At 66.0% G+C, this 23,312-nt stretch carries 21 protein-coding genes; 12 read left to right on the forward strand and 9 right to left on the reverse strand.

Annotated elements, in window-relative coordinates:
- The first annotated feature begins 28 nt into the window (after window positions 1-28).
- On the forward strand, window positions 29-2,620 hold the full coding sequence (locus tag N5B55_RS17270) for a 2-oxoglutarate dehydrogenase E1 component (RefSeq protein ID WP_304540608.1): 2,592 nt from the start codon (window positions 29-31) through the stop codon (window positions 2,618-2,620).
- Window positions 2,621-2,714: 94 nt separating this feature from the next.
- On the opposite strand, the gene N5B55_RS17275 is transcribed toward N5B55_RS17270, so the two are convergent.
- The 6 genes from N5B55_RS17275 to N5B55_RS17300 form a co-directional block, all read right to left on the reverse strand.
- The gene (locus N5B55_RS17275; protein ID WP_065859494.1) at window positions 2,715-4,019 is read right to left on the reverse strand and encodes an MFS family transporter; all 1,305 of its coding nucleotides are present in this window, start codon (window positions 4,017-4,019) and stop codon (window positions 2,715-2,717) included.
- A gap of 174 nt (window positions 4,020-4,193) precedes the next feature.
- Window positions 4,194-4,496, reverse strand: a complete 303-nt coding sequence (locus N5B55_RS17280; protein ID WP_037026632.1) for an addiction module antidote protein — start codon at window positions 4,494-4,496, stop codon at window positions 4,194-4,196.
- Window positions 4,497-4,498: 2 nt separating this feature from the next.
- Window positions 4,499-4,798, reverse strand: coding sequence for a type II toxin-antitoxin system RelE/ParE family toxin (locus tag N5B55_RS17285; protein ID WP_027679555.1), 300 nt, complete (start codon window positions 4,796-4,798; stop codon window positions 4,499-4,501).
- A gap of 79 nt (window positions 4,799-4,877) precedes the next feature.
- Complete coding sequence (locus tag N5B55_RS17290; protein WP_304540616.1) at window positions 4,878-6,095, reverse strand: MFS transporter; 1,218 nt, start codon at window positions 6,093-6,095, stop codon at window positions 4,878-4,880.
- Between the two features lie 99 nt (window positions 6,096-6,194).
- Window positions 6,195-7,031 (reverse strand): GntR family transcriptional regulator, encoded by an 837-nt coding sequence (locus tag N5B55_RS17295; RefSeq protein WP_065859500.1) that lies wholly within the window; start codon window positions 7,029-7,031, stop codon window positions 6,195-6,197.
- Between the two features lie 124 nt (window positions 7,032-7,155).
- Window positions 7,156-7,743: a winged helix-turn-helix transcriptional regulator gene (locus tag N5B55_RS17300; protein WP_304540621.1), complete on the reverse strand. Its 588-nt coding sequence runs from the start codon at window positions 7,741-7,743 to the stop codon at window positions 7,156-7,158.
- Between the two features lie 134 nt (window positions 7,744-7,877).
- On the opposite strand from N5B55_RS17300, the gene N5B55_RS17305 reads away from it, so the two are divergent.
- The 4 genes from N5B55_RS17305 to modA all read left to right on the forward strand — a co-directional run bounded on the left by N5B55_RS17305 (window position 7,878) and on the right by modA (window position 10,943).
- A complete protein-coding gene (locus N5B55_RS17305; RefSeq protein ID WP_304540623.1) occupies window positions 7,878-8,456 on the forward strand; it encodes a GNAT family N-acetyltransferase in 579 nt (192 codons plus the stop codon).
- A gap of 244 nt (window positions 8,457-8,700) precedes the next feature.
- Window positions 8,701-9,135: a VOC family protein gene (locus N5B55_RS17310; protein WP_065859504.1), complete on the forward strand. Its 435-nt coding sequence runs from the start codon at window positions 8,701-8,703 to the stop codon at window positions 9,133-9,135.
- Window positions 9,136-9,185: 50 nt separating this feature from the next.
- On the forward strand, window positions 9,186-10,064 hold the full coding sequence (locus N5B55_RS17315) for a LysR family transcriptional regulator (RefSeq protein WP_065859506.1): 879 nt from the start codon (window positions 9,186-9,188) through the stop codon (window positions 10,062-10,064).
- Between the two features lie 105 nt (window positions 10,065-10,169).
- A complete protein-coding gene (gene modA / locus N5B55_RS17320; protein ID WP_304540627.1) occupies window positions 10,170-10,943 on the forward strand; it encodes a molybdate ABC transporter substrate-binding protein in 774 nt (257 codons plus the stop codon).
- Here the strand turns inward: modA and N5B55_RS17325 are convergent, their stop codons facing one another.
- A complete protein-coding gene (locus tag N5B55_RS17325) occupies window positions 10,944-12,242 on the reverse strand; it encodes an MFS transporter (RefSeq protein WP_304540629.1) in 1,299 nt (432 codons plus the stop codon).
- Between the two features lie 168 nt (window positions 12,243-12,410).
- Here N5B55_RS17325 and N5B55_RS17330 point away from each other — a divergent pair, with 168 nt between their 5' ends.
- The 7 genes from N5B55_RS17330 to N5B55_RS17360 all read left to right on the forward strand — a co-directional run bounded on the left by N5B55_RS17330 (window position 12,411) and on the right by N5B55_RS17360 (window position 19,401).
- On the forward strand, window positions 12,411-13,088 hold the full coding sequence (locus N5B55_RS17330; RefSeq protein WP_065859512.1) for a TetR/AcrR family transcriptional regulator: 678 nt from the start codon (window positions 12,411-12,413) through the stop codon (window positions 13,086-13,088).
- A 93-nt stretch (window positions 13,089-13,181) separates the two neighbouring features.
- Complete coding sequence (locus tag N5B55_RS17335; RefSeq protein ID WP_009240272.1) at window positions 13,182-14,144, forward strand: AAA family ATPase; 963 nt, start codon at window positions 13,182-13,184, stop codon at window positions 14,142-14,144.
- 12 nt (window positions 14,145-14,156) lie between these two features.
- On the forward strand, window positions 14,157-15,239 hold the full coding sequence (locus N5B55_RS17340; RefSeq protein ID WP_304540634.1) for a DUF58 domain-containing protein: 1,083 nt from the start codon (window positions 14,157-14,159) through the stop codon (window positions 15,237-15,239).
- The gene (locus N5B55_RS17345) at window positions 15,236-17,269 is read left to right on the forward strand and encodes a transglutaminase TgpA family protein (RefSeq protein ID WP_304540635.1); all 2,034 of its coding nucleotides are present in this window, start codon (window positions 15,236-15,238) and stop codon (window positions 17,267-17,269) included. The genes N5B55_RS17340 and N5B55_RS17345 overlap by 4 nt, the downstream gene beginning before the upstream one ends.
- Before the next feature lie 13 nt (window positions 17,270-17,282).
- Complete coding sequence (locus tag N5B55_RS17350; protein WP_304540637.1) at window positions 17,283-17,504, forward strand: hypothetical protein; 222 nt, start codon at window positions 17,283-17,285, stop codon at window positions 17,502-17,504.
- A 285-nt stretch (window positions 17,505-17,789) separates the two neighbouring features.
- The gene (locus N5B55_RS17355; protein WP_304540640.1) at window positions 17,790-18,929 is read left to right on the forward strand and encodes a collagen-like triple helix repeat-containing protein; all 1,140 of its coding nucleotides are present in this window, start codon (window positions 17,790-17,792) and stop codon (window positions 18,927-18,929) included.
- Window positions 18,930-19,092: 163 nt separating this feature from the next.
- A complete protein-coding gene (locus N5B55_RS17360; RefSeq protein WP_154205515.1) occupies window positions 19,093-19,401 on the forward strand; it encodes a putative quinol monooxygenase in 309 nt (102 codons plus the stop codon).
- A gap of 85 nt (window positions 19,402-19,486) precedes the next feature.
- Here N5B55_RS17360 and prpF read toward each other — a convergent pair whose 3' ends face one another.
- Entirely contained in the window at window positions 19,487-20,671 is a 1,185-nt protein-coding gene (prpF, locus tag N5B55_RS17365) for a 2-methylaconitate cis-trans isomerase PrpF (protein ID WP_304540643.1), read from the reverse strand.
- Entirely contained in the window at window positions 20,668-23,265 is a 2,598-nt protein-coding gene (acnD, locus tag N5B55_RS17370; RefSeq protein ID WP_304540645.1) for a Fe/S-dependent 2-methylisocitrate dehydratase AcnD, read from the reverse strand. Before acnD ends, prpF begins: the two co-directional genes overlap by 4 nt.
- Between the last annotated feature and the right edge of the window lie 47 nt (window positions 23,266-23,312).

Genomic DNA, 23,312 nt, shown 5'->3' on the forward strand with positions numbered 1-23,312 from the left:
CACGGTGTCTCTTATCTCCTGAACAACCATGTCTTCGCACGCTCCTCAAATGGCCGACCCGGGTTCGGCCGCAGCGTTTGACCCGTCCAGCGCGGCGGGCGGCGCCGCCACGGCGCCCCCGCCCACCCCTGTCACCCAGTTTATCGACGCCTATCGCGAACACGGGCACCGTCGCGCGCGGCTGGACCCGCTCGCACGTGTGCCCCTGCCCGACGTGCCGGAGCTTCGCCTGCGGTTTCACGGCCTCGACCCGGCGCAGAAGCGCGATCCCGCAAGCGCGGTTCTGCCCACCGCCACGACGATGCAGGAGCTCGAATGGCAGCTCAAGCGCGTCTACTGCGGCGCCATCGGCCTCGATTGCAGCAGCGTGCGCAAGCGGCAACGCCGCGCATGGCTCTACGCGCGCATGGAGGCAGAACTGCTGGCACCGCCGCTCGCGCCTGACCAAAAGCGCCGGCTGCTGCGGCGGCTGGTGGCAGCGGAGATGTGGGAGCGTCTTGTTGGCAGCACGTTCGAACATGCCAAGCGGTTCTCGCTGGAGGGCTGCGAGAGCCTGGTGCCGCTGCTCGATACGCTGGTTGAAGAAGGTGCCGGCCACGGCGTGCGGCAGGTGTTTCTCGGCATGCCGCATCGCGGGCGCTTGAACACGCTCGTCAACGTGATGGGTGTTGATGCGCGTGGCATGCTCGATCGGCTCGATCCGGATTCGGACATTGCGTTCACCCAGCGAGACCTGCCGTATCACCTCGGTGGCCGTGCGCATCGGTTGGTGGGCGACGACGAGGTGACGCTGGTGCTCGCGCCCAACCCATCGCATCTGCAAAGCGTGTACCCCGTGGTGTGCGGCATGGCCCGCGCGCATGTGGACGAGCACCCGGGCACACCGTGCCTGCTGGTGATGGTGCACGGCGATGCGGCGTTCGCGGGGCAAGGCGTCGTCATGGAGACCCTGAACCTGACCCGCCGCAGCGGCTACACGGCAGGCGGCGTCGTGCACGTGATCGTCAATAACCAGATCGGCTTTACAACACCCAACCTGATGGACGTGCGTGCGCACGACTACTGCACCGACGTGACGCGCATGGTTGATGCGCCGGTGCTGCACGTCAACGCCGACGACCCCGAAGCCGTCGTGCGTGCCGCACGGATTGCCATTGCGTACCGCATGGAGCATGGCGCCGATATCGTCATCGATCTGATCGGCTATCGCCGCCTCGGGCATTCTGAGCACGACACGCCCGCCGTGACGCAGCCCGCGCTGCACGCCGCCATTGCCGCGCACCCGACCGTCACGGAGCTGTATCACGGTGCCAGCGAGGAACCGGCGCGCCTGGCCGATCTGCGTGAAGCTGCCGTGGGTGACTTGCTGACAGACCCCGACGCTGGGCCACGTGTGGCCGATGATTCGCTGCCGCCCGGCGCTGTGCGTCACCAGCTTCAGCCGGCGTCATTGCAGCGCGTGCAGGCATTGACGCAGACGCTGACCACACCGCCCGACGAGGCGCTCCTGCACGACGTTGTGCGCGGACTGTGCGAGCGCTGGCGCGCTACGGTATCGAGCGACGCGCATACGGTCGACTGGTGTCTGGCGGAAAACCTGGCCCATGCCACGTTATTGGAAGAGGGGCGCAGCATCCGCTTGTCAGGCATGGATGTCGGGCGTGGCACGTTCATGCATCGGCACGCGGTGTGGCATTCACAGGCAACGCTCTCCGACGAGGGCCGCCGGTACGTTCCGCTGCAGCACGTGGCGCCGTGCCAGGGCACGTTCGACATCGTGAACTCGCCGTTGTCGGAAGAAGCGGCGCTGGGCTTCGAATACGGCTACAGCGTGCAGACCCGAACGCGGCTGACCTTGTGGGAGGCGCAGTTCGGCGACTTCGTCAACGGCGCGCAGGTCTTCATTGACCAGTACATCGCTTCGGGGGAATACAAGTGGGGTTGCCAGTCTGCACTGGCGATGCTGCTGCCGCACGGCCACGAAGGTGTCGGGCCAGAGCATTCCAACGGCTTCCTGGGGCGTTTTCTGCAGCTTTGCGCGGATGACAACATGCGCGTGGTCATGCCGTCGACGTCGGGCCAATGGTTCCACCTGCTGCGCGAGCAAGCCGCGCTGGCAACGCCCAAGCCGCTGATCGTCATGTCCCCGAAGACGCAGCTTCATGGCAACCCGCGTTCGCATTCGCGCGTGCAGGACTTGACCGACGGGCACTTCATGCCGGTGCTGGCGGATGCCTCGGTGGTCGACCCTGGAACCGTTACGCGGGTGGTGCTGTGCAGCGGCAAGTTTTTCTACGAACTGCATGCACAGCGCCAGCATGAGGCTCGCGCGGATGTGGCACTCGTCCGCGTTGAGCAGCTTTACCCATTTCCGCAGGAGGCGCTCGCCGCTGCGTTGGCGGTATTCCCGAACCTGAAGGAAATCGTTTGGGCGCAGGAGGAGGATGCCAACCAGGGTGCATGGCGCTTCGTGCGCGACGCGCTGGAGGCCTGTGTTCCGGAGGGGAGCCGACTGGCCGGTGTGTTCCGCAGCGCGACTCCGTCGGGCGCGCATGCGTCGGTGCGCGCGCATCAGGCGGAGCAGCGTCGCCTGGTGGCTGCCGCGTTCGGCGCGTTGTGATAGCCGGAAGCTGATGCAGGAAGCTCGACCGCGACCGCCGCTTGAGACATCGGTGGTCGCGGTATGGGCTTGTGGTTGAAACGCCCGGCCGCGATTACGGCTCGTGGCGCAGATACCCTTCCTTGCTCGGGTCGGGCATGAAGTACGTCACGATGAAGGACACCGCGCACAGCGCTGTCACGTACCAATAGAACGTCGATTCACTGCCGGCCTGCTTGAACCACAGCGCCACGTATTCCGCCGAGCCGCCGAACACCGCATTCGCAATCGCGTACGAGAGGCCCACGCCCATTGCGCGCACTTCCGGCGGGAACATCTCGGCCTTGATCAGGCCGCTGATCGACGTATAGAAACTGACGATGGCCAGCGCCAGCGTGATGAGGCCGAAGGCGGCGAGCGGCGTCGAAACGGTGGCCAGCGCCTTCATGAGCGGCACGGTGCCCAGCACGGAGAGGGCGCCGAACAGCAGCATCGAATTGCGGCGGCCGATCCGGTCGGACAGCGCACCGAACGCGGGCTGCAGCACCATGTAGACAAACAGCGCGCCCGTCATCACGTTGGAGGCGGTTTTGGTGTCCATGTGCGCCGTGTTGACGAGGTACTTCTGCATGTACGTCGTGAACGTGTAAAAGATCAGGGAGCCGCCGGCGGTAAAGCCGAGCACGCGCAAAAACGCCCCCTTGTGCTGCCACGCGCCGCGGATCGTGCCTGCGTGCTCAGCCTTGCGTGCCGAGGTGGTCTGCGTTTCGTGCAATGACTTACGCAGGTACAAGGCGATCAGCGCGGTGAGTGCGCCCACCACAAACGGAATGCGCCAGCCCCAGGCTTTCAGCTCTGCGGTCGTCAGCAGTTGCTGCAGGATCACCAGCACGAGCACTGCGCACAACTGGCCGCCGATCAGCGTCACATACTGGAACGAGGCAAAGAAGCCGCGCCGGCCCTGCAGCGCCACTTCGCTCATGTAGGTCGCGCTGGTGCCGTATTCGCCGCCAACCGACAGCCCCTGGAACAGCCGCGCCACCAGCAGCAGGAATGGCGCCAGCGCACCGATCTGCGCGTACGTTGGCAACACCGCAATCAGCAGCGAGCCGCCGCACATCATCAGCACCGAGATCATCATCGCTGTGCGCCGGCCATGCCTGTCGGCAATGCGGCCGAACAGCCAGCCGCCGATGGGCCGCATCAGGAAGCCCGCCGCAAACACGCCTGCTGTGTTCAGCAGTTGCGTCGTGCGGTCACCGCTCGGGAAGAAGGCCGGTGCAAAGTACAGCGAGCTGAACGCGTAGACGTAAAAGTCGAACCATTCGACGAGGTTGCCTGACGACGCGCCGACGATGGCAAAGATTCGGCGACGTGTGTCGTGCGGGTCAACCGCATGCGGGGTGGCAGTGCTATCCATGAGGGCGTCTCGGTGTGGTTGTTCTGTGGGCAGCCTAAGCTGACCCTCAGAATTGTAGCGACATGTCGTATGGCGCCGCGCCCCGGAGTTGCCCCGATGGGTGAGATGGTGTGTTGCGTCAGGTGTGCGGCAGGCGTGTGGAGGTTACGCAGAAACGCGTACGCCCCCAGCCTTTTACACCGCGACCGCATGCAAGCGGATACCCAACGCCCGCATGACTTTGAGCACGGTGGCAAAGCTCGGGTTGCCTTCTTCAGACAAGGCCTTGTACAGCCCTTCGCGCGTCATGCCGGTGTCACGGGCGAGTTGCGTCATGCCGCGCGCTCTGGCTACTACGCCCAACGCATGCGTGATGAATGCGGGGTCGTCGGCCGCTTCCTCCAGGCACGCGTCCAGATATGCGGCCATGTCGGCTTCGGTCTTGAGATGCTCAGCGGAGTCCCACGGGCGAGTTTTGACGGGTTTGTCGGTAGGCATGGTCACTCCACGTCGAGATGGCGCGACAACTCAATCGCGCGTCGGATGTCGGCTTCCTGTGTCGACTTGTCACCGCCACATAACAGGATGATCAGCACTGCGCCACGCTGGGCGAAATACACCCGGTAGCCGGGGCCGTGATTGATGCGTAGCTCACTGACACCTGCTCGGACAGGCTTCACATCACCCGGATGACCGAGCTGTAAGCGGTCGATGCGTACCTGGATACGGCGCTGCGCAGTCTTGTCACGCAGCTTCGAAAACCAGGTGTCGAAAGCGTTGGTAGTGCGGATCGTCAGCATGCGGAGATGCTAAGGACCGCACTTCGACCTGTAAACTATAGTTCACAAATGGTCACAGCCGCAATGCCGAGCAGATTTGTTACCGCGCCCCTTGCCGCGCGTTGAACATCACGCGCAACCCGAGTGCCACCAGCGCCGCCGCCGTGCAGAACGCCATCAGCCCCGTCCAGCGCCCGCTGTTCCACGCCAGGCTCGCGCCATAGGCGCCCAACGACATGCCGATGAACAGCGTCGTCATGAACACCGCGTTGATGCGGCTGCGCGCTTCGGGTGCCAATGCATAAATGATCGTCTGGTGCGACACCAGCGCTGCCTGCACGCCCACATCGAAGACCAACGTGCCGATCACGATGGCGATGAGCGATTGCGGGAACAGCGCCATGGCGGCAAACGTCACCGCCATGAGCAATGCGCCGCCTGCTGCGATATGGCCCGGCGCAACGCGGCCCGACAATCGCCCGGCAAGGCTCGCACCGAGTGCGCCTGCTGCGCCGGCCAGCCCAAGCAAACCTGCTTGACTCGTCGACAGCCCGAGCGAACTCGTCAGGTGCAATGCCACGGTCGACCAGAAACCCGAGAACGCAATACCGATGAACGCCTGCGTGATGGCGGACGCCCTCAGCCGCGGGTGCTGCGCGAACAGTGTGCCGAGCGAGCGCAGCAGCACAAGGTACGGCTGCCTCATGGTGGCGGGGGGCGGTGCCACACCAAAGTGCGCGGCGCGCACGGCAATCGCCAGCCCGACAATCGCCGCTGCGGATACACCGAAGGCTGCCCGCCAGCCAAAGTGGTCCGCCACGATGCCGCTGAACACGCGCGAGCTGACGATGCCGATCAACAGCCCCGTCATCACCGTGCCGATGTTGCGATTGCGGTTGTGGTCGGTGCTGATGGCGGCGGCGCTGGGCACGAAATCCTGCGCGATGGTGGCGGAGAGCCCCACCACAAAGCCGGCTGCCGCCAGCAGCGGCAGGTTGGGTGCGAGGCAGCTGGCGATGAGTGCCAACGTGAGCAGTACCGCCTTCCAGAGGATGACGATGCGGCGATCGTAGCGGTCGCCCAGTGGGCCGAAGAAAAAGATGCCGCTGGCATAGCCCGCCGCCGTGAGCGTCGGCAGCACGCCCAACGCGTGCGGCGCGATGGCGAGGTCGCGGCCGATCAAGCCCAGGAGCGGGTGGTTCAGATAGATGCATGCCACGCTGATGCCTGCCCCGGCGGTCAGCAGGCGGATCAGCCCTTTGGTGTCAGGTGCAGTCACGGTTGTGGCGGGCGTTGAGGACGCAGGCGAGGTCGACATGGAACCTCATGAAGGAGATTGCTGCATCGCAGCGAAGCGGCGATGCTAACAACTTTCCTTCCGCCTTGCCGAGGGCCAATAACCTTGCTGAGGGTGGTGTCAGGCGCGCTGAGTGGTCGGGGATGCGGCCGGCGTTGGCGCCTCTTCCACGTCCTCGCTGTGACCGCCCTGTGGGTGGTGCCCGGCGTTGTCGATCCACAGGCGGGCGCGGTCTTCGCCCACGCGCGACAGCTCCATGCGGTATTCGTAGCGGTCGGGCCGGTAGAGGCCCTGCAGCAGCTGCACGGGCCGCCCGCTCATCTCGCGCACGATGCGTTGGACGGACAGCAGCGGCGCCCCCACCGACACATCCAGATACTGCGCCGTCGCCACATCGGCCAATCGTGCAGAAACCACCTGCGATGCACGATCGATCCGCACGCCCGAGCCCTCGATCAGCCGCAGCAGCGACTGGTTCGCCAGGCGGTCGAGCGTGAGCTTGCTCGTCACGTCCAGCGGCAGCCACGTGGTGATCAGCGCCATGGGCGTGTCTTCCAGGTGGCGAACTCGCACGAGTTTCTTGATCGGCGTGCCGGGTGCGACTTCCAGGCATTTGGCCTCGTCGGGCGGGGCCAGCACGTCTTCGAATTCGACGACGACGGCGGAGGTGCGCTCGCCCACGTCGATGATGTTCTGCAGCAGCGTCTGGGCGCCGCCGCCCATCGTCACCGGATCATCGGGCTTGACGACAAACGTGCCCATGCCGCGATGGCGGCGCACCAGACCTTCCTTGACGAGGTAGTCGAAGACGCGGCGCATCGTGACGCGCGATGCCCCGAACTGGCGGGCCAGCTCGATCTCGCCCGGCATCGGGCCGTCACTGAACCGGCCCTCGAGAATCTGTTGGCGCAGAACGACGTAGATCTGGTGGTAGAGCGGTACCACGGCATCGGGCATGGCGGTCGTGGTTCCGGGCGTGAGCAGCGAGGTCGAAGACGAAGTCAGGAGGGGCGGCCATCAGGTGATGGCGCACAGGCGCGGATGCGTCGGAAAGCCGGGTCGAACGCGGCCGTTTGCCCATTCATCCGCGACGATAGGGGGTTTTGCGGGGCCTGTAAAGTTGTGTGTTACCTGTTGTCCGGGGGGTATCCGCGGCCGCGGCGGCCGGCTTTTGCCCCTGGCCATAACGCGGATTGCGCTCGCGTATCGAGTTCTTGGGCGCAACCGGCTCGCCGAGCGCATTGACCAGCGCGACGTGGATCGGCGTGCCGCTTTCACGGTCACGCAACAACATGGGGCCTTCGCCGTCGGGCGTGAGGTAACGGTCGCCCCATTGCATGAGCGCGACGATCGCGGGCAGGAGGTCGACGCCCGCCCGTGTCAGCCGATAGGCGTCGCGCACGCGGTCGCCCGGCTCCTGATACGGCACACGGCGCAGGATGCCGTACGTCACCAGCGCTTTGAGCCGCGACGACAGGATCGCCGACGAGCACCCCGTGCGGCGCAAAAACTCATCAAACCGCGTCACCCCCGAAAACGCCTCGCGCAGCACGAGCAGCGTCCATTTCTCGCCGACGATCGACACGGCGGCCGCAATCGAGCACGGCTCCTCCATCGATGTCACGACTTCGGACGCCGCTGGGACGGGGAAGGGTTCCGGGATTCTCATGGCAAAAGCATAGTCAATTCTGACTTTACTTGCAAAAGTCAGGGTTTCTGCTAATCTAGCTTCAAATTAGAAAGTCAGGAGGTGATCCCGTCCTGACGGCTAATCACAACGATCCATCGCGTGAGGAGATCCCCATGCTTTACACCATCCACCGTTACCCCGCCGAATGGATCGACCGCTGGACCATGCACGACGGCTCCATCGCCACCGTGCGCCCGATTCTGCCGCAAGACGCCCCGCTTGAGGCCGCCCTGGTCGAGGGGCTGTCGTCCGAGTCGCGCTATGCGCGCTTCCTGGTGGGCGGGGGCCGCCTGACCGACGAGATGCTCGCCGCCTACACGCAAATCGACTATGTGAACCACATGGCGCTAGTCGTGAGCGTTGCGCGCCCCGACGGCACCGGTGAAGACCTGATCGCCGACGGCCGCTTCGTCGTGGAAGACGGTGTGGCCGAGTTTGCCATCCTGGTGGCCGACGCGTGGCAGGGCAAGGGCGTCGGGCGGCGCCTGTTTGCCACGCTGGTGCGTGCGGCACGGGTGTCCGGCGCGCGGGAAATTTTCGGCGAGGTGCTCTCCATCAACCGCCGCATGATCAGCCTCGCGCGCGATGCGGGTTTTCGCGTGGCAAACGTGCCTGGCGACGCCACCGTCTGCACCGTGCGCCTGCCGCTGGCCCAGGCCGAAATGGCCGTGACGCCCTTCGCCTTCGCCTGATATTCGTCTTTGCGCGCCTGCTCGCCCTGCAGGTGTGCTTACCGTGTGTCTCTTTCGCCGCCGTTGGGCGGCTTCTTTTTTGCCGGAATCATCGAATTTGTTGGGGCTCAGCGCAAAAAAACATCGCTTTTGTGCATGAGTGGATGCGCATAGACTCATTCGCGTGGCCCGGTGCGTTAGCGGCCCCCCCGCTGCGTGCCGGTGCTGCCTGATTTCAACCCTCCCCAGCCTGCGCCCCCCCAACATGAGCAACGTCACGCCTGTGCTTGCCCCATTCCACCTTGCTTTTCCTGTGCATGATATTGCCGCGGCGCGTGCGTTCTACGGCGGTATCCTCGGCTGCCCGGAAGGCCGCAGTTCGCCGGAATGGGTGGATTTCAACTTCTACGGCCACCAGATCGTCGCCCATCTCGCGCCGGACGAAATCGGCCACCGCAAGACCAGCGCCGTCGATGGCGACAACGTGCCCGTGCGCCACTTCGGCGTGGTGCTCTCCATGGCCGAGTGGGAAGCCGCCGCCGACAAGCTGCGTGCCGCCGGCATCGAATTCATCATCGAGCCGCATATCCGCTTCAAGGGTGAAGTGGGCGAGCAGGCCACGATGTTCTTCCTCGATCCATCAGGCAATGCGATGGAGATCAAGGCGTTCGCCAACATGGCGTCGCTGTTTGCCAAGTAAGGCGGCGCGGCGCGCGTATCCTTGCGCTTCCGCCCTGATTCGCGCGCGCCATGCTTCGAGAACTCAAGACTTTCATCGCCGTCGCCCGGCACGGCACGTTTGCGGGTGCTGGCGAGCGCATCGGCCTCACGCAGTCGGCGGTGAGCGCGCAGATCCAGCGGCTGGAAGAATCGCTCGGCTTTCAACTCTTCGATCGCACGGGCAGGTCGGCCACGCTCAATGCCGCCGGGCGCGATGCGCTGGCCCTGGCCGAACACATCGTCACGCTGTACGACCGTCTGGGCGACCAGGCCGGCGGTAACGAGCAGCGCGGCCTGGTGCGCATCGGCGCGATCGCTTCGGTGCAAACCTCGTTTCTGGTGGATGCGCTGGTGCAGTTCCGCAGCGAATTCCCGCATTGCCGTGCGCGCATCGTGCCCGGTGTCTCGCTGGACCTGCTCGGCCTGGTGGATGCCGGCGAGATCGACCTCGCCGTGCTGATTCGCCCGCCCTTTGCGGTACCGGCCGACCTGGAATGGCGCACGCTGGTGGCCGAGCCTTTCGTGCTCCTGGTGCCGGCCAGTGTGCCCGGCGACGACTGGCGCGCGCTGCTCGCGCATCAACCGTTCATCCGCTATGACCGCCGTTCGTTCGGCGGTCGCCGCGTCGACCAGTTTCTGCGCGACCAGCGCATCACCCCGCACGACGTGATCGAACTCGACGAGCTGCAAGGCATGACGCAACTCGTGGCACGCGGGCAGGGCGTGGCACTGGCCCCGCAGACCGCCGCACAACGCACCTGGCCGCCCGGCACGCGCGCCGTCAGCCTGGGCGACGCCACGTTCTACCGCGAGATCGGCCTGATCGAGCGCCCGCGCCATAGCCGCCAACCCATTGCGGGGCGGCTTGCCGATTGCATTGACGAAGCCGCCCGCGCCGAACGTTCTTGAGGCCTATGGTGCAAGCGTGATATCCGGCATTCAGGTCGAGCGTTGACCAGGCGTTATATCGGCTCGTATATTACGACCGGTCATTCATCCAACTCTGGGTCTTTCATGCAACGTTTGTCGGTTCGCGCGCATGTGCGCGCCATTGGCCTGGTCGCCGCGCTGTCGCTGGGTTTTGCAGCGCCAGCCCGGGCGGCGGACCTCGTTGTCTCGGCCGCAGCCAGCCTGACCAATGCCTTCAAGACGATCGCGCAACAGTACGAAGCCCTGCATCCGGACACCAAGGTCGTGCTCAACTTCGGCGCGTCCGACGTGCTGATGCAGCAGATCGTGAAGGGCGCCCCGGCCGACGTATTTGCCTCCGCCGATCAGGATGCGATGAACAAGGCCGCCGCGGAAAAGGTCATCAAGACGGAGACGCGCCGCGACTTTGTCGCCAACCAGCTGGTGCTGATCGTGCCCGCAACGGCCACGGTACCCGTGCATGCGCTGGTCGATCTGACGAGGCCCGACGTGAAGCGCGTGGCGATCGGCAATCCGGCGTCGGTGCCGGTGGGCCGTTATGCGAAGCGTGCGCTGGAAGCGGCCAAGCTGTGGGAGCCGGTGGAGGCCAAGGCGGTGCTGGCGCAGAACGTGCGCCAGGCGCTGGACTATGTGTCGCGCGGCGAGGTCGAGGCCGGCCTGGTGTTCTCGACCGATGCCGCCATCGCCGCCGACAAGGTGAAGGTGGCGAGCACCGTGCCGCTGAATGTGCCGCTCACCTACCCGATCGCCGTGACGTCGGGCACGAAGCAGCCGCAGCAGGCGGCCGACTTTGTGGCTTACGTGCTGTCGCCGGCGGGCCAGGCGGTGCTGGCCAGGTACGGTTTCCTGAAACCTTGATTACGCGGTAGCCGGCTGACCCGCACGCTCGGCGTCCTTCTTGGGCGTGCGGTGAATGCGCAGCACCAGGAAGGCGCCCGCCACGCAGAGCCCGCCCGAAATCATGGAAGCGAGCGTGTAGTTGCCCAGCGAGGCGCGCATCATGCCTGCACCCAGCGTGGCGAATGCCGCGCCCAATTGGTGGCCCGCGACGATCCATCCGAACACGATGGGCGCGGCTGCCTTGCCGAACACGTCGTTGGTCAGGCGCACGGTGGGCGGCACGGTGGCAATCCAGTCCAGGCCGTAAAAGATCGCGAACACCGGCAGGCCGAAGAACTCGAAGCCGAACGCATACGGCAGGTAGATCAGCGACAGCCCGCGCAGCCCGTAGTACCAGAACAGCAGCACGCGGCTGTTGTAGCGGTCGGACAGCCAGCCCGACAGCGTGGTGCCGACCAGATCGAAGATCCCCATCGCAGCGAGCAGGCTCGCGCCCTTCACTTCAGAGAACCCGTGGTCTGCGCACATGGCAATGAAGTGCGTGCCGATGTAGCCGTTGGTGCTTGCGCCGCAGATGAAGAAGCTCGCGAACAGCAGCCAGAAATCGCGCTTGCGGGCCGCTTGCACCAGCGTCTGCATGGCCAGGGTGATCGGGCTGGCGCGCGGGCCTTGGGCGGCTTCCGGCGCATCGGCGGGTTCACCATAGGTGCGCAGACCGACGCTCTTGGGCGATTCCGGCAGCAGCAGCCACACGACCGGCAACAGCAGCGCCAGCGCGCCGGCCACGATCAGCACCACCGGGCGCCAGCCGAAGTGCTCGACCACTGCGGCCATCATCGGCAGGAACACGAGCTGTCCCGTGGCCGAGCTGGCCGTCAGGATGCCCATCGCCAAGCCGCGATGCGAAGTGAACCAGCGGTTGACCACCGTCGCGCCCAGGGTGATGGCCGCCACACCTGTGCCGCCGCCCACCATCACGCCCCACAGCAGCACCATCTGCCACGGCTCGTGCATCATCGCCGACAGTGCCGTGCCTGACACCAGCACCGCCAGCGCCCCCAGCACTGTTGGGCGGATGCCGAAATACTGCATCGATGCTGCCGCGAATGGCCCGGTCAGCCCGTACAGCGCAATCCCGATCGAGATGGCCAGCGAGATCGTGCTGCGGCTCCAGCCGAATTCGTGCTCGAGCGGCAGCATCATCACGCTGGGCGTGGCGCGCGTGCCGGCCGCGCACAGCAGGATCAGGAACACCACTGCGAGCGCGAGCCAGCTGTAGTGGAAACGTGGGGCGATGAGGCGGGCAAGTCGCTGCATGGGGTGTCCGATTTTGATTCTTGCTGGGGCGACAATGTGGCATTCGTTACCGGTCGGTAACAACGTGGTTGCGATAGTAGGTACCGCTCGGTAACATGTCAAGCAAGATTCGAATGACACCGGCGCGGCTGGGGGTTTGTTGCCCGTCGCGCCCGCAGGAGCACCACCATGGCCACCGCCGCCCGTCGCGGACCTCGCGCACTTTCCACCGTTTCCACTGTTAACGCCGGTGATCAGCCCAAACCGACTCAGCGCCGCATCAGCGGTGAGGACGCGCACGCCAGCCTGCTCGAGGCGGCTCGTCAACTGTTTTACTACGAAGGCGTGCGGGCCGTCGGCGTCGAAGCGGTGGTGGAGAAGGCCGGCGTCAACAAGATGAGCCTGTACCGGCAGTTCAAGTCGAAGGACGATCTCGTCATTGCTTACCTGGAGCGCAGCGACGAGAGCTTCTGGGGTTACTTCGACGCCAGCGTGGCCAAGCACCCCGACGATGCGCGCGCGCAACTGCTGCAGTTCTTCATCGACGTATCCGAACGCGCTTCACGCCCCGGCTACCGGGGCTGCCCCTTCGTGAATGTGGCGGCGGAGTTTCCGGACTTGACGCATCCGGCGAGGCAGTTTGTTCAGCGCAACAAGGCGCTGCTGCTCGCCCGCCTGCGTGACCGCGCCCAAGCCGCCGGCGCGACCGACCCCGATGCGCTGGCCGACGACCTGGCCTTTCTGATCGAAGGTGCCTACACCGCGAGCCAGACCTTTGGCACCGATGCGCCGCGCCTCATCAGGAGCCTGCCGCGCACGGCACGCGTGTTGCTCGATGCGGCTATTCCCGCGCGCAAACCAGACTGATGTTGTAGCGCGCTCACGCAGGCAAGACATGGACGCGCGGGTGTCGTGCGATGCCGCTACACTCGGTGGCATTGTTGCCTCGGCTGCACCTCGATGACGCCCAATCAAGCCCCGCTGTCTCCCGTTCGCACGGCACCCGCCACGCCGCTCACCTTGCCGGCCGCGCTGTCGCAGGCGCAACGCGCGCTCGATCGCATCGTGCTCGGCAAGCCGCTGCAGATCCGCCTGGCGCTGGCGTGTCTGCTCGCACGCGGGCATCTGCTGCTGGAAGATCTGCCCGGCGTGGGCAAGACCACGCTGGCGCATGCGCTGGCCCGTACGCTCGGGTTGCAGTACCAGCGGGTGCAGTTCACCAGCGATCTGCTGCCCACCGACCTGATCGGCGTGTCGATCTACGTGAAAGAGAAAGGCGCATTCGAATTCCACCCTGGGCCGCTGTTTGCGCAGGTGGTGCTGGCCGATGAGATCAACCGGGCCACGCCCAAGGCGCAAAGCGCGCTGCTCGAAGCCATGGCCGAAGGCCAGGTCACGCATGATGGGGCGACGTATCCGCTGCCCGAGCCGTTCTTCGTGATTGCAACGCAGAACCCGTTGAACCAGATCGGCACGCATCCGCTGCCGGAGTCGCAGCTGGACCGCTTCACGATGCGGCTCTCGCTCGGTTATCCCGATCAAAGCTCGGAGCGCGCGCTATACCTTGGGGGCGGGGCGCCGCAAGACATCGAACCCGTGTTGACGGCCGTGCAAGTCGTTGCGTTGCAGGCCGCCGCCGATGCCGTGCACGTGGCGCCGGCGCTCGTCGATTACGTGCTCGCGCTGGTGAACGCCACGCGCACCGATGCGCAGGTGCAGATGGGCCTGTCGCCGCGCGCGGGGCTGGCGTTGCTGGCAGCGGCGCGCGCCTGGGCGCTTATCGATGGCCGCGATGCAGTGCTGCCCGAAGACGTCCAAGCCGTATTCAAGGCCGTGGCGGCGCATCGGTTGCTGCCCACGGGCGGCACGCTGTCGGCGACCGCGCTGGCGCAGCGACTGCTCGACACGGTCGCCATTCCCTGAGCGCATAGCGCCATGGCGCGGTTCACGTCTCTGCTGCTGGCACCGCTGCGTCTGCTCGGTGCGGGCCTGGCGCTGCTGCCGGGCGTGCGCTTTGCACGGGCACGCGTGCAGCGCTTTCTGCAGCGGCCGCGCACGCCACGCGAAGGCCGCATCCGCCTGGACCGCAATCACGTCTACATCCTGCCCACTGCGGCTGGCGGCGGCTTTGCGCTGCTGCTGGTGGTGATGCTGCTCACCTCGCTCAACTACAACGTGAGCCTGGGTTTTCTGCTGACCTTCGTGCTGGCCGGCGTGGGCGCGTCCGCCATGTGGCAGACGCATCGCAACCTTGTTGATCTGGAAGTGCGCGGCGCGGCGGGCGAAGCGGTGTTTGCTGGCCATGCGTTGAACGTGGGCGTGGCGTTGGCCAACGTCACCCCGTGGGCGCGCGTGGGTGTGGATGTGAGCGCCGCGCAAGCCGCCGCGGTGGAAACATCGCTCGATGCGCAGGACGCCATCGTGGCCGCGTTGTCTTTCGCCGATCAGCCGCGCGGTTGGTTCAAGTTGCCGCGCCTGACGGTATCCACGCGTTTTCCGCTCGGCCTGTTTCGCGCGTGGAGCTATGCCGATGCACCGCTGACCTTGCTCGTCTATCCGGCCCCGGAACCTTCCGCGCCGCCGCTGCCCGCGAGCTTTGCGCCGGACCCTGGCGACGAAGACGACACGCGCGCCGCCCGCACCCACGTTGAAGAAGCCGCAGACCAGTTGCGCACTTACCGCCCCGGTGACGCGCTGCGCAGCATTGCGTGGAAGCACAGCGCGCGGCTCGACACCTGGATGAGCCGCACCGGCCAGCAAGTCCGCCACGCGCAATGCGTGCTCGCGTGGGAAGCGCTGCCACCGTCGATGAACGTTGAACAACGGCTGTCGCGCCTGTGCGCCTGGGTACTGGCGGCCGAGCACGCGCCCGCCGGCGATGAGCCCGAATACACGCTGAGCCTGCCTGGCGTTGTCATCGGACCGGCACGCGGTGTCGCGCATCGGGATGCGTGTTTGCGTGCCTTGGCGTTGTGGGGTAAGCCTGCGATGCCGGGAGCCGAAGGCGAAGTCACATGACCACCGCCACCATCGGCACCGAAGCGGCCGCCTTTGGCTCGGCCCGTGCGCTGACCCACCGCGAGCACGGCTGGCTGATCGCCCAGCTTGCCGTCGTGCTCGCGCCGCTGCTGCGTGCCCTGCCGCTGGTGACGTGCGCCGTGTTCGGCGTGCTGCTGCTCTGGCGCGCGCTGTTGTGGGTACGGCGCGCGCCGTTGCCTGGCAAATGGGTGTTGGGGCTGACGGGCGTCGCCACGCTTGTCGTGACGCTGGCACTCGCCATGCGCACCGGCGGAAACATCGGGCGGGACTTGTCGGTGGCGCTGCTGGGCGCGTTTCTCGTGCTCAAGCTGATGGAATCGCACACGGTGCGCAACGGCGTGCTGGTTACGCAGTTGTGCTGTTTCCTGCTGCTCTCGCAGGTGCTGTTCGACCAGCCGCCGTGGCTGGCCGCCACCATGCTGGCAACCGTGGCGCTGCTGTTGCGCAACTGGCTGTTGCTGCTGCATCCGCAGGCGCGTGCGCGCGTGTCGCCGGCCCGCGTGCTGGCGCGTTTGGTACTCATGGGTTTGCCGTGCGCGGCCGTGCTGTTCCTGCTGTTTCCCCGGCTGGATCATCCGCTGTGGCGCCTGCCGCAAACTGCCGACACCGCCGTCAGCGGCCTGTCGGACCGCATGGCGCCCGGCTCCGTCGGCCAGTTGATCCTCTCAGATGAGCTTGCCTTCCGCGTCGATTTTGCCGGCGTGCCGCCACCGCTCGATACGCTCTACTGGCGCGGCATGGTGCTGTGGCGTTTCGATGGCCAGACGTGGACGGCCGCGTCGATGCGGCAACGTCCCGCAGCTGAAAGCGTACCCAATTCTGCGGACGCAACTGGCGGCGCGCCCGGCGTGTTCGACTACAACATCACGCTGGAACCGACGCGCCAGCGCTGGCTGTTTGCGCTCGATCGCGGCCAGTCGATCGAGGCGCGCGACGGCACCGGGCGCAGCATCGACGGCGAGTTCATCAGCACGCAACCGGTCGACCAGCGTGTGCGGTATCACGCGCGCTCGCGGCTGCCGGAGCGCAATCGCGCCGACGACGCCCGCCCGCTCGACCCCCTCACGCAGCAGATGGCGCTGGCGTTGCCGCCGGGTAACGGCCAAGCGCGCGCGCTGGCAGCGCAATGGGCTGAGCTGCCACCTGCCGATCGCGTATCGGCCGCACTCAAGCTGTTTGGCAGCGCACCGTTTGCCTACACGCTTGAGCCCGAACCGCTGCAGGATCAGCAGATCGACGATTTCCTCTTCCGCACGCACCGCGGTTTCTGCGAGCACTACGCGGGCAGCTTCGTGTTCCTGATGCGTGCCGCGGGCGTGCCCGCGCGTGTGGTGGTGGGCTACCTCGGCGGCGAGGTGAACGCCGTCAGCGGCGACATCATCGTGCGCCAGTCCGATGCACATGCCTGGGCTGAGGTGTGGCTCGACGGGCGCGGCTGGGTGCGCGTGGACCCCACCGCCGCCGTCGCGCCGCAACGCGTCGAACGTGGCCTGGCCGCCGCCGTGCCCGCGAGCGAATTCCGCTCGCGCCGCGCAGAAGAACCCGGCTGGCTGCGCAGCGTGCGCTGGGGGCTGGATGGCCTGATCAGCGGCTGGAACAGCTGGGTGCTCGGCTACGACCGCAACCGCCAGGCGCGCCTGTTCGCGTGGCTGGGGCTCGATGCGGCAGACCCGCGCGCGGTGCTGTGGGGCGTGTCGGGTTTGTTCCTGCTCGCTGCGCTGCCGCTCCTCTGGCAGCAGCGCAAGCCCAAGCCTGACCCCGTGCAGGCCCAGTGGCAGCGGTTGTGTGACCGCCTGGCGCGACATGGTTGCGCGCGCGGTGCTGCCGAAGGCCCGATGGCCTACGCCGAGCGTGCTGCCGCGCAGTTCCCGCAAGCGGCGCACGCCTTGCGCAGTGCCGCCGCAGGCTACGTCGCCTTGCGTTACGGGCGCGACGATGGCGATGCGCAGGCGCGCGCCCTGCGGTTCTCGCAATGGCGCGAAGCCGTGGCGCAAGTCCGGGTCGGCTGACGCGGCGCAGCGGTTGATCGGCTTAAACATCGCGCTGGCGATTCGCGCCAGCCTGCGCCGCGCGAGCGTGATGGCGCGTCATCACGATCACTTCATCGACGCAGCACCGGTGCGCGGCATCGTCATCGAACGCCATCGCCTTGATGCGAGCGTGCCGCAACGCGCCCCAGGGCTTTCAATGCCGTGCCCCCGTTTTTACGAATGGCTTCGAGATAACACCGGACCGTGGATTTAACTCATTTTGGGTAATTTAGAGCAAGGCCTTCAAACATAATCGCCCGAGTGCGTCAGCGCGCGAACCTTTGCGCCATGCTGGCACCGCGTCGGGCGGGGATCTTCTCACGCAGATTGTCGTCATGACGAGGGTTTTAGGCGTTTGACAATGTTTGCAATTGACGCCGCATTGGTTAATAGACTTAATTTGATCGTGCCATCCAGTTAATCTGGAGGTGCACCGATAAAACACTGAGTAGGGCGGGGCCGCGCATTATCAAGCGCATATTTGAAACGGGAGACAGAGATGAAGACATTGCAACGAGGGACCCTGGTTTCGGCGGCCTTGGCCGGCCTGCTTGTACTGGGCGGTTGCGCCAGTTCGGGCTCGGGCGACATGAGCGGCACCACTGGCAGCGGCGGCAGTTCGGCCAACAATGGTGGCGGTGGCTCCGGTTCCAACGGCTCTGGCGGCACGACGCCCACCGCCTCCACCACCCCCACCGGCGACGTGGCCAACAAGGGTGGCGGCGTGCTGACGGCCACAGGCGGTGCCGTCAGCGGACTCGGTTCGACCATCGGCGGCAGCAATCTGCCGGGGGCATCGGGGTTAGGCAACGTGGTCGACAACGTAGGCAAAACGGTGTCGGCGCTGGGCACCGGCGTGCAGTCGGGCCTGGGCAGCATTGGTACCAACCCGAACCCGATCGGCACCACGGTATCGAGCACCGGCAACGTGGTGACGCAAGCGGGCAACACCGTCGATGCCACGGGTGCCCTTGTCAGCAGTCTCGGTTCAGGGCCGCTGCAGCCGCTTTCGCCGGTGACATCACCGGTGGGCGGGGCGGTCTCGCAGGTTGGGCAGGCGGTGGCCGGTGCGGGCGGCACGCTCGGCACGGGCTTGTCGAGCGGGCCGGTGGAACAGGTCACGCAGCAGCTCAGCTCGACCGTGGTGCCGCTCACCTCGCAGGTGACCACCGCTACGCAGACACTGGGTAACGCAACGGGCCTAGGCGCTCCGGCAACCAACCTGCTGCAAACGGTGGGCGGCGGCGTAGCGAATGTCGGCACGTCGCTGACGGCGACCAACGCCCCGGTCGTCTCCGGTTTGGGCGGTGTGGTGACCGCCACAGGCAACACGGTGGCCGCCTTGGGCGGGGTGACCTCCACGCCGGGCGGCGCAACGTCGGCCAACCCGCTGGCACCGATTACCGGCGCACTGGGCGGCGTGGGCGGTGGCAGCAATCCGCTGGGCAGCGTGACGGGCGCACTGGGCGGCGCCGCTGGGGGCGGCACGACGGCTGGGGGTGCGACTGCGCCTGTCGGCTCGCTTGTCACCACCGTCGGCACGTCGCTGACGTCCACCGGGGCTGCGACGCCGCTTGCACCCGTCACGGGCGCCGTGGGCGGCGCATTGACCACAGTGGGCAGCGCATTGCATCACTGAGCGTGCGCAACATGACGGGCCGGCCTGTGCGCCTGGCCCGTCATCGAGCCGCTCCTGTTGCGTGCGGAACGGCGCTTAAGCATGTTCGTATGACGCGGCTTGCCGTTTTTCGGCATACAGTACGCCTGACTGCGCGTCCCCCCGCGCGCATCAGGAGACTTCAATGATCCAGTACGCATTGTTCGCCCGGCTGACCGCCAAACCGGGCAAAGAGCAGGCAGTGGCCGATTTCCTTTCCGCCGGTCTGCAAATGGCCAACCAGGAAGCGACCACACCCATCTGGTTTGCGCTGCGCATTGCCCCCAATGTCTTCGGCATCTTCGATGCCTTTGCCAGCGAGCAGGATCGCCAGGCACATCTCGACGGCCCGATTGCCAAGGCGCTCATGGCGAATGCGGCCGAGTTGCTGGCCTCACCACCCGACATTGCGCCGATCGAGGTGCTCGGCATGAAGAACACCGGCGCAACCTGAGTCCCCTCCAAAAAAAGAAAAGAAAACCGCCGCATCCAGCCCTCAGCCAGATGCGGCGGTTTTGCTTTGCACGCGTGTTCAGCCTTTAGCCCGGCACGCGCACCCAGCCTTCCATCAATACGCGCGCGCTGCGGCTCATGATGGCCTTGGTGACCGTCCATTCGCCGTCAACGAGCTTGGCCTCCGCGCCCACGCGCAGGGTGCCGGACGGATGCCCGAAGCGTACCGCGCCACGTTCTCCACCGCCCGCTGCCAGGTTGACCAGCGTTCCTGGAATGGCGGCTGCCGTGCCGATGGCGACCGCGGCCGTGCCCATCATGGCGTGGTGCAGCTTGCCCATCGACAACGCGCGTACGAGCAGATCCACATCGCCCGCGCCGACCTTCTTGCCGCTCGATGCCACGTAGTCCTTCGGCGGTGCGACGAACGCCACCTTGGGCGTGTGCTGCCGCGTGGCGGCTTGGTCGATGCTCTTGATCAGGCCCATGCGCACCGCGCCGTGCGCCCGAATGGTCTCGAACATCGCCAGCGCTTTCGCATCGCCGTTGATGGCGTCCTGCAGCTCGGTGCCGGTATAGCCGATGGCCTCTGCGTTGAGGAAGATCGTGGGAATCCCCGCGTTGATCATGGTCGCCTTGAGCGTGCCTACGCCGGGCACGTCGAGATCGTCGACGAGGTTGCCGGTGGGGAACATCGCGCCGCCCCCGTCACCCTCTTCTTCTGCCGCCGGGTCGAGGAATTCGAGTTGCACTTCGGCCGCCGGGAACGTCACACCGTCCAGTTCGAAGTCGCCCGTCTCTTGCACCGCGCCGTTGGTGATGGGCACGTGCGCAATGATGGTCTTGCCGATGTTGGCCTGCCAGATGCGGATGATGGCGATGCCGTTTTGCGGCACCCGGCTCGCATCGACCAGACCGTTGCTGATGGCGAACGGCCCAACCGCTGCAGAGAGGTTGCCGCAGTTGCCCGACCAGTCGACGAACGGCTTGTCGATGGAGACTTGGCCGAAGAGGTAATCCACGTCATGGTCGGGGCGCGTGCTCTTGGCGAGGATGACCGTCTTGCTGGTGCTCGACGTGGCGCCGCCCATGCCGTCGATCTGCTTGCCGTACGGGTCGGGGCTGCCAATCACGCGCAAGAGCAGCGCGTCGCGCACAGCGCCGGGCTGCTGCGCTGGAAACGGCAAGTCTTGCAGACGGAAAAATACGCCCTTGCTGGTGCCGCCACGCATGTAGGTGGCGGGAATCTTCACTTGCGCGGGGTGGCTCATGCTGCTTCCTTGTTCGATTCCAAAAAGTCCTGCGCAAAGCGCTGCAGCACACCGCCGGCTTCGTAGATCGACACTTCCTCGTCGCTGTCCAGGCGGCAGGTGACGGGCACTTCGACACGTTCGCCGTTCTTGCGGTGGATGACGAGCGTGAGGTCCGTGCGCGGTTTGCGTTGGCCGATCACATCAAAGGTTTCGGTGCCGTCAATGCCGAGCGTCAGGCGCGTGGTGCCGGGCTTGAACTCCAGCGGCAACACGCCCATGCCGATCAGGTTCGTGCGATGGATGCGCTCGAACCCTTCGGCCACGATGGCTTCTACGCCGGCCAGGCGCACGCCCTTGGCGGCCCAGTCGCGTGAGCTGCCCTGGCCGTAGTCGGCGCCCGCAATCACGATCAGCGGCTGCTTGCGGTCCATGTAGGTCTCGATCGCTTCCCACATGCGCGTGACCTTGCCTTCAGGCTCGATGCGCGCGAGCGAACCTTTCTTCACCGCGCCATCGACCACGGCCATCTCGTTGATGAGCGTCGGGTTGGCAAACGTCGCGCGTTGCGCGGTCAGGTGATCGCCGCGGTGCGTGGCGTACGAGTTGAAGTCTTCTTCCGGCAGGCCCATCTTGGCGAGGTATTCACCAGCGGCGCTGCTGGCCAGGATGGCGTTGGACGGCGAAAGGTGATCGGTCGTGATGTTGTCGCCAAGCACCGCCAGCGGGCGCAAGCCCTTGAGCGTGCGCTCACCGGCCAGCGCGCCTTCCCAATAGGGCGGGCGGCGGATGTAGGTGCTCTGCGGGCGCCAGTCGTACAGCGGGCTCACATTGGCCACAGACGTGCTGCGCTGCTCGAACATCGGGATGTACACCTTGCGGAACTGCTCCGGCTTGACCGATGCGCGCACGATGGCGTCGATCTCTTCGTCGGTCGGCCACAGGTCTTTCAGCAGGATCGGCTTGCCGTTGGCATCGGTACCGAAGCTGTCGCGCTCGATATCGAAACGCACGGTGCCTGCAATCGCATAGGCCACCACCAGCGGCGGGGATGCGAGGAACGCCTGCTTGGCATACGGGTGGATGCGGCCGTCGAAGTTGCGGTTGCCCGACAGCACGGCCGTGGCGTACAGGTCGCGGTCGATGATCTCTTGCTGGATCTTCGGGTCCAGCGCGCCGCTCATGCCGTTGCAGGTGGTGCAGGCAAACGCGACGATGCCAAAGCCGAGTTTTTCCAGTTCGTGCTTCAGGCCGGCCTCTTCCAGATACAGCTCAACGGCCTTGGAGCCCGGCGCGAGCGAACTCTTCACCCACGGTTTGCGGGTCAGGCCCAGGCGGTTGGCATTGCGCGCCAGCAGCGCCGCGGCAATCACGTTGCGCGGGTTGCTGGTATTCGTGCAGCTCGTGATGGCCGCGATGATGACAGCGCCATCGGGCATCTGGCCCGGCGTGTCTTCCCACTTGCCGGCGATGCCCTTGGCGGCCAGTTCGGTCGTCGCCACACGTGCGTGCGGGTTGGACGGGCCGGCCATGTTGCGCACCACGCTCGACAGGTCGAAGCGCAGCACGCGTTCGTATTCGGCGTTCTTGAGCGTGTCGGACCACAGGCCCGCGGTCTTGGCATACGTCTCGACCAGCTTGACCTGCTCGTCGCTGCGGCCCGTGAGGCGCAGGTAGTCGAGCGTGTTGTCGTCAATCGAGAACATTGCCGCGGTGGCACCGTACTCGGGGGCCATGTTCGAGATGGTGGCGCGGTCGCCCAGCGTGAGCTTGGATGCGCCTTCGCCGTAAAACTCGAGGTAGGCGCCCACCACCTTTTGCTTGCGCAGGAATTCGGTCAGCGCCAGCACGATGTCGGTGGCGGTGATGCCGGGCTGGCGCTGCCCGGTCAACTCCACGCCCACGATGTCCGGCAGGCGCATCCACGAGGCGCGGCCCAGCATCACGTTTTCGGCTTCCAGGCCGCCCACGCCGATGGCGATCACACCGAGTGCGTCGACGTGGGGCGTGTGGCTGTCGGTGCCGACGCAGGTGTCGGGGTAAGCCACGCCGTCGTGTGCCTGGATGACGGGAGACATCTTCTCCAGGTTGATCTGGTGCATGATTCCGTTGCCCGCCGGGATCACATCGACGTTCTTGAACGCGAGCTTGGTCCAGTCGATGAAGTGGAAGCGGTCTTCGTTGCGGCGGTCTTCAATGGCGCGGTTCTTGGCGAAGGCGTCGGGGTCGAAGCCGCCGCACTCTACGGCCAGCGAGTGGTCGACGATCAACTGCACTGGCACGACCGGGTTGACCTTGGCGGGGTCGCCACCCTGGTCGGCAATGGCGTCGCGCAGGCCGGCGAGGTCGACCAGCGCGGTTTGGCCCAGGATGTCATGGCAGACCACGCGCGCCGGAAACCAGGGGAAATCCAGATCGCGCTTGCGTTCGATGAGTTGCTTGAGCGAGTCGGTGAGGGTGGTCGGGTCGCAGCGGCGGACCAGATTCTCGGCGAGGACGCGGGAGGTGTAGGGGAGCTTGTCGTAGGCGCCCGGTTGGATGGCTTCGACGGCTTCTCTGGCGTCGAAGTAGTCGAGTGACGTGCCGGGGAGGGGTTTGCGGTGTGCTGTGTTCATGGTGTGGGTCCATCCCTTGTTTCTCCCCCTGCCGGGGGCGACTCACT

This window comes from Ralstonia pickettii (genome assembly GCF_030582395.1).
GTDB lineage: Bacteria > Pseudomonadota > Gammaproteobacteria > Burkholderiales > Burkholderiaceae > Ralstonia > Ralstonia pickettii_D.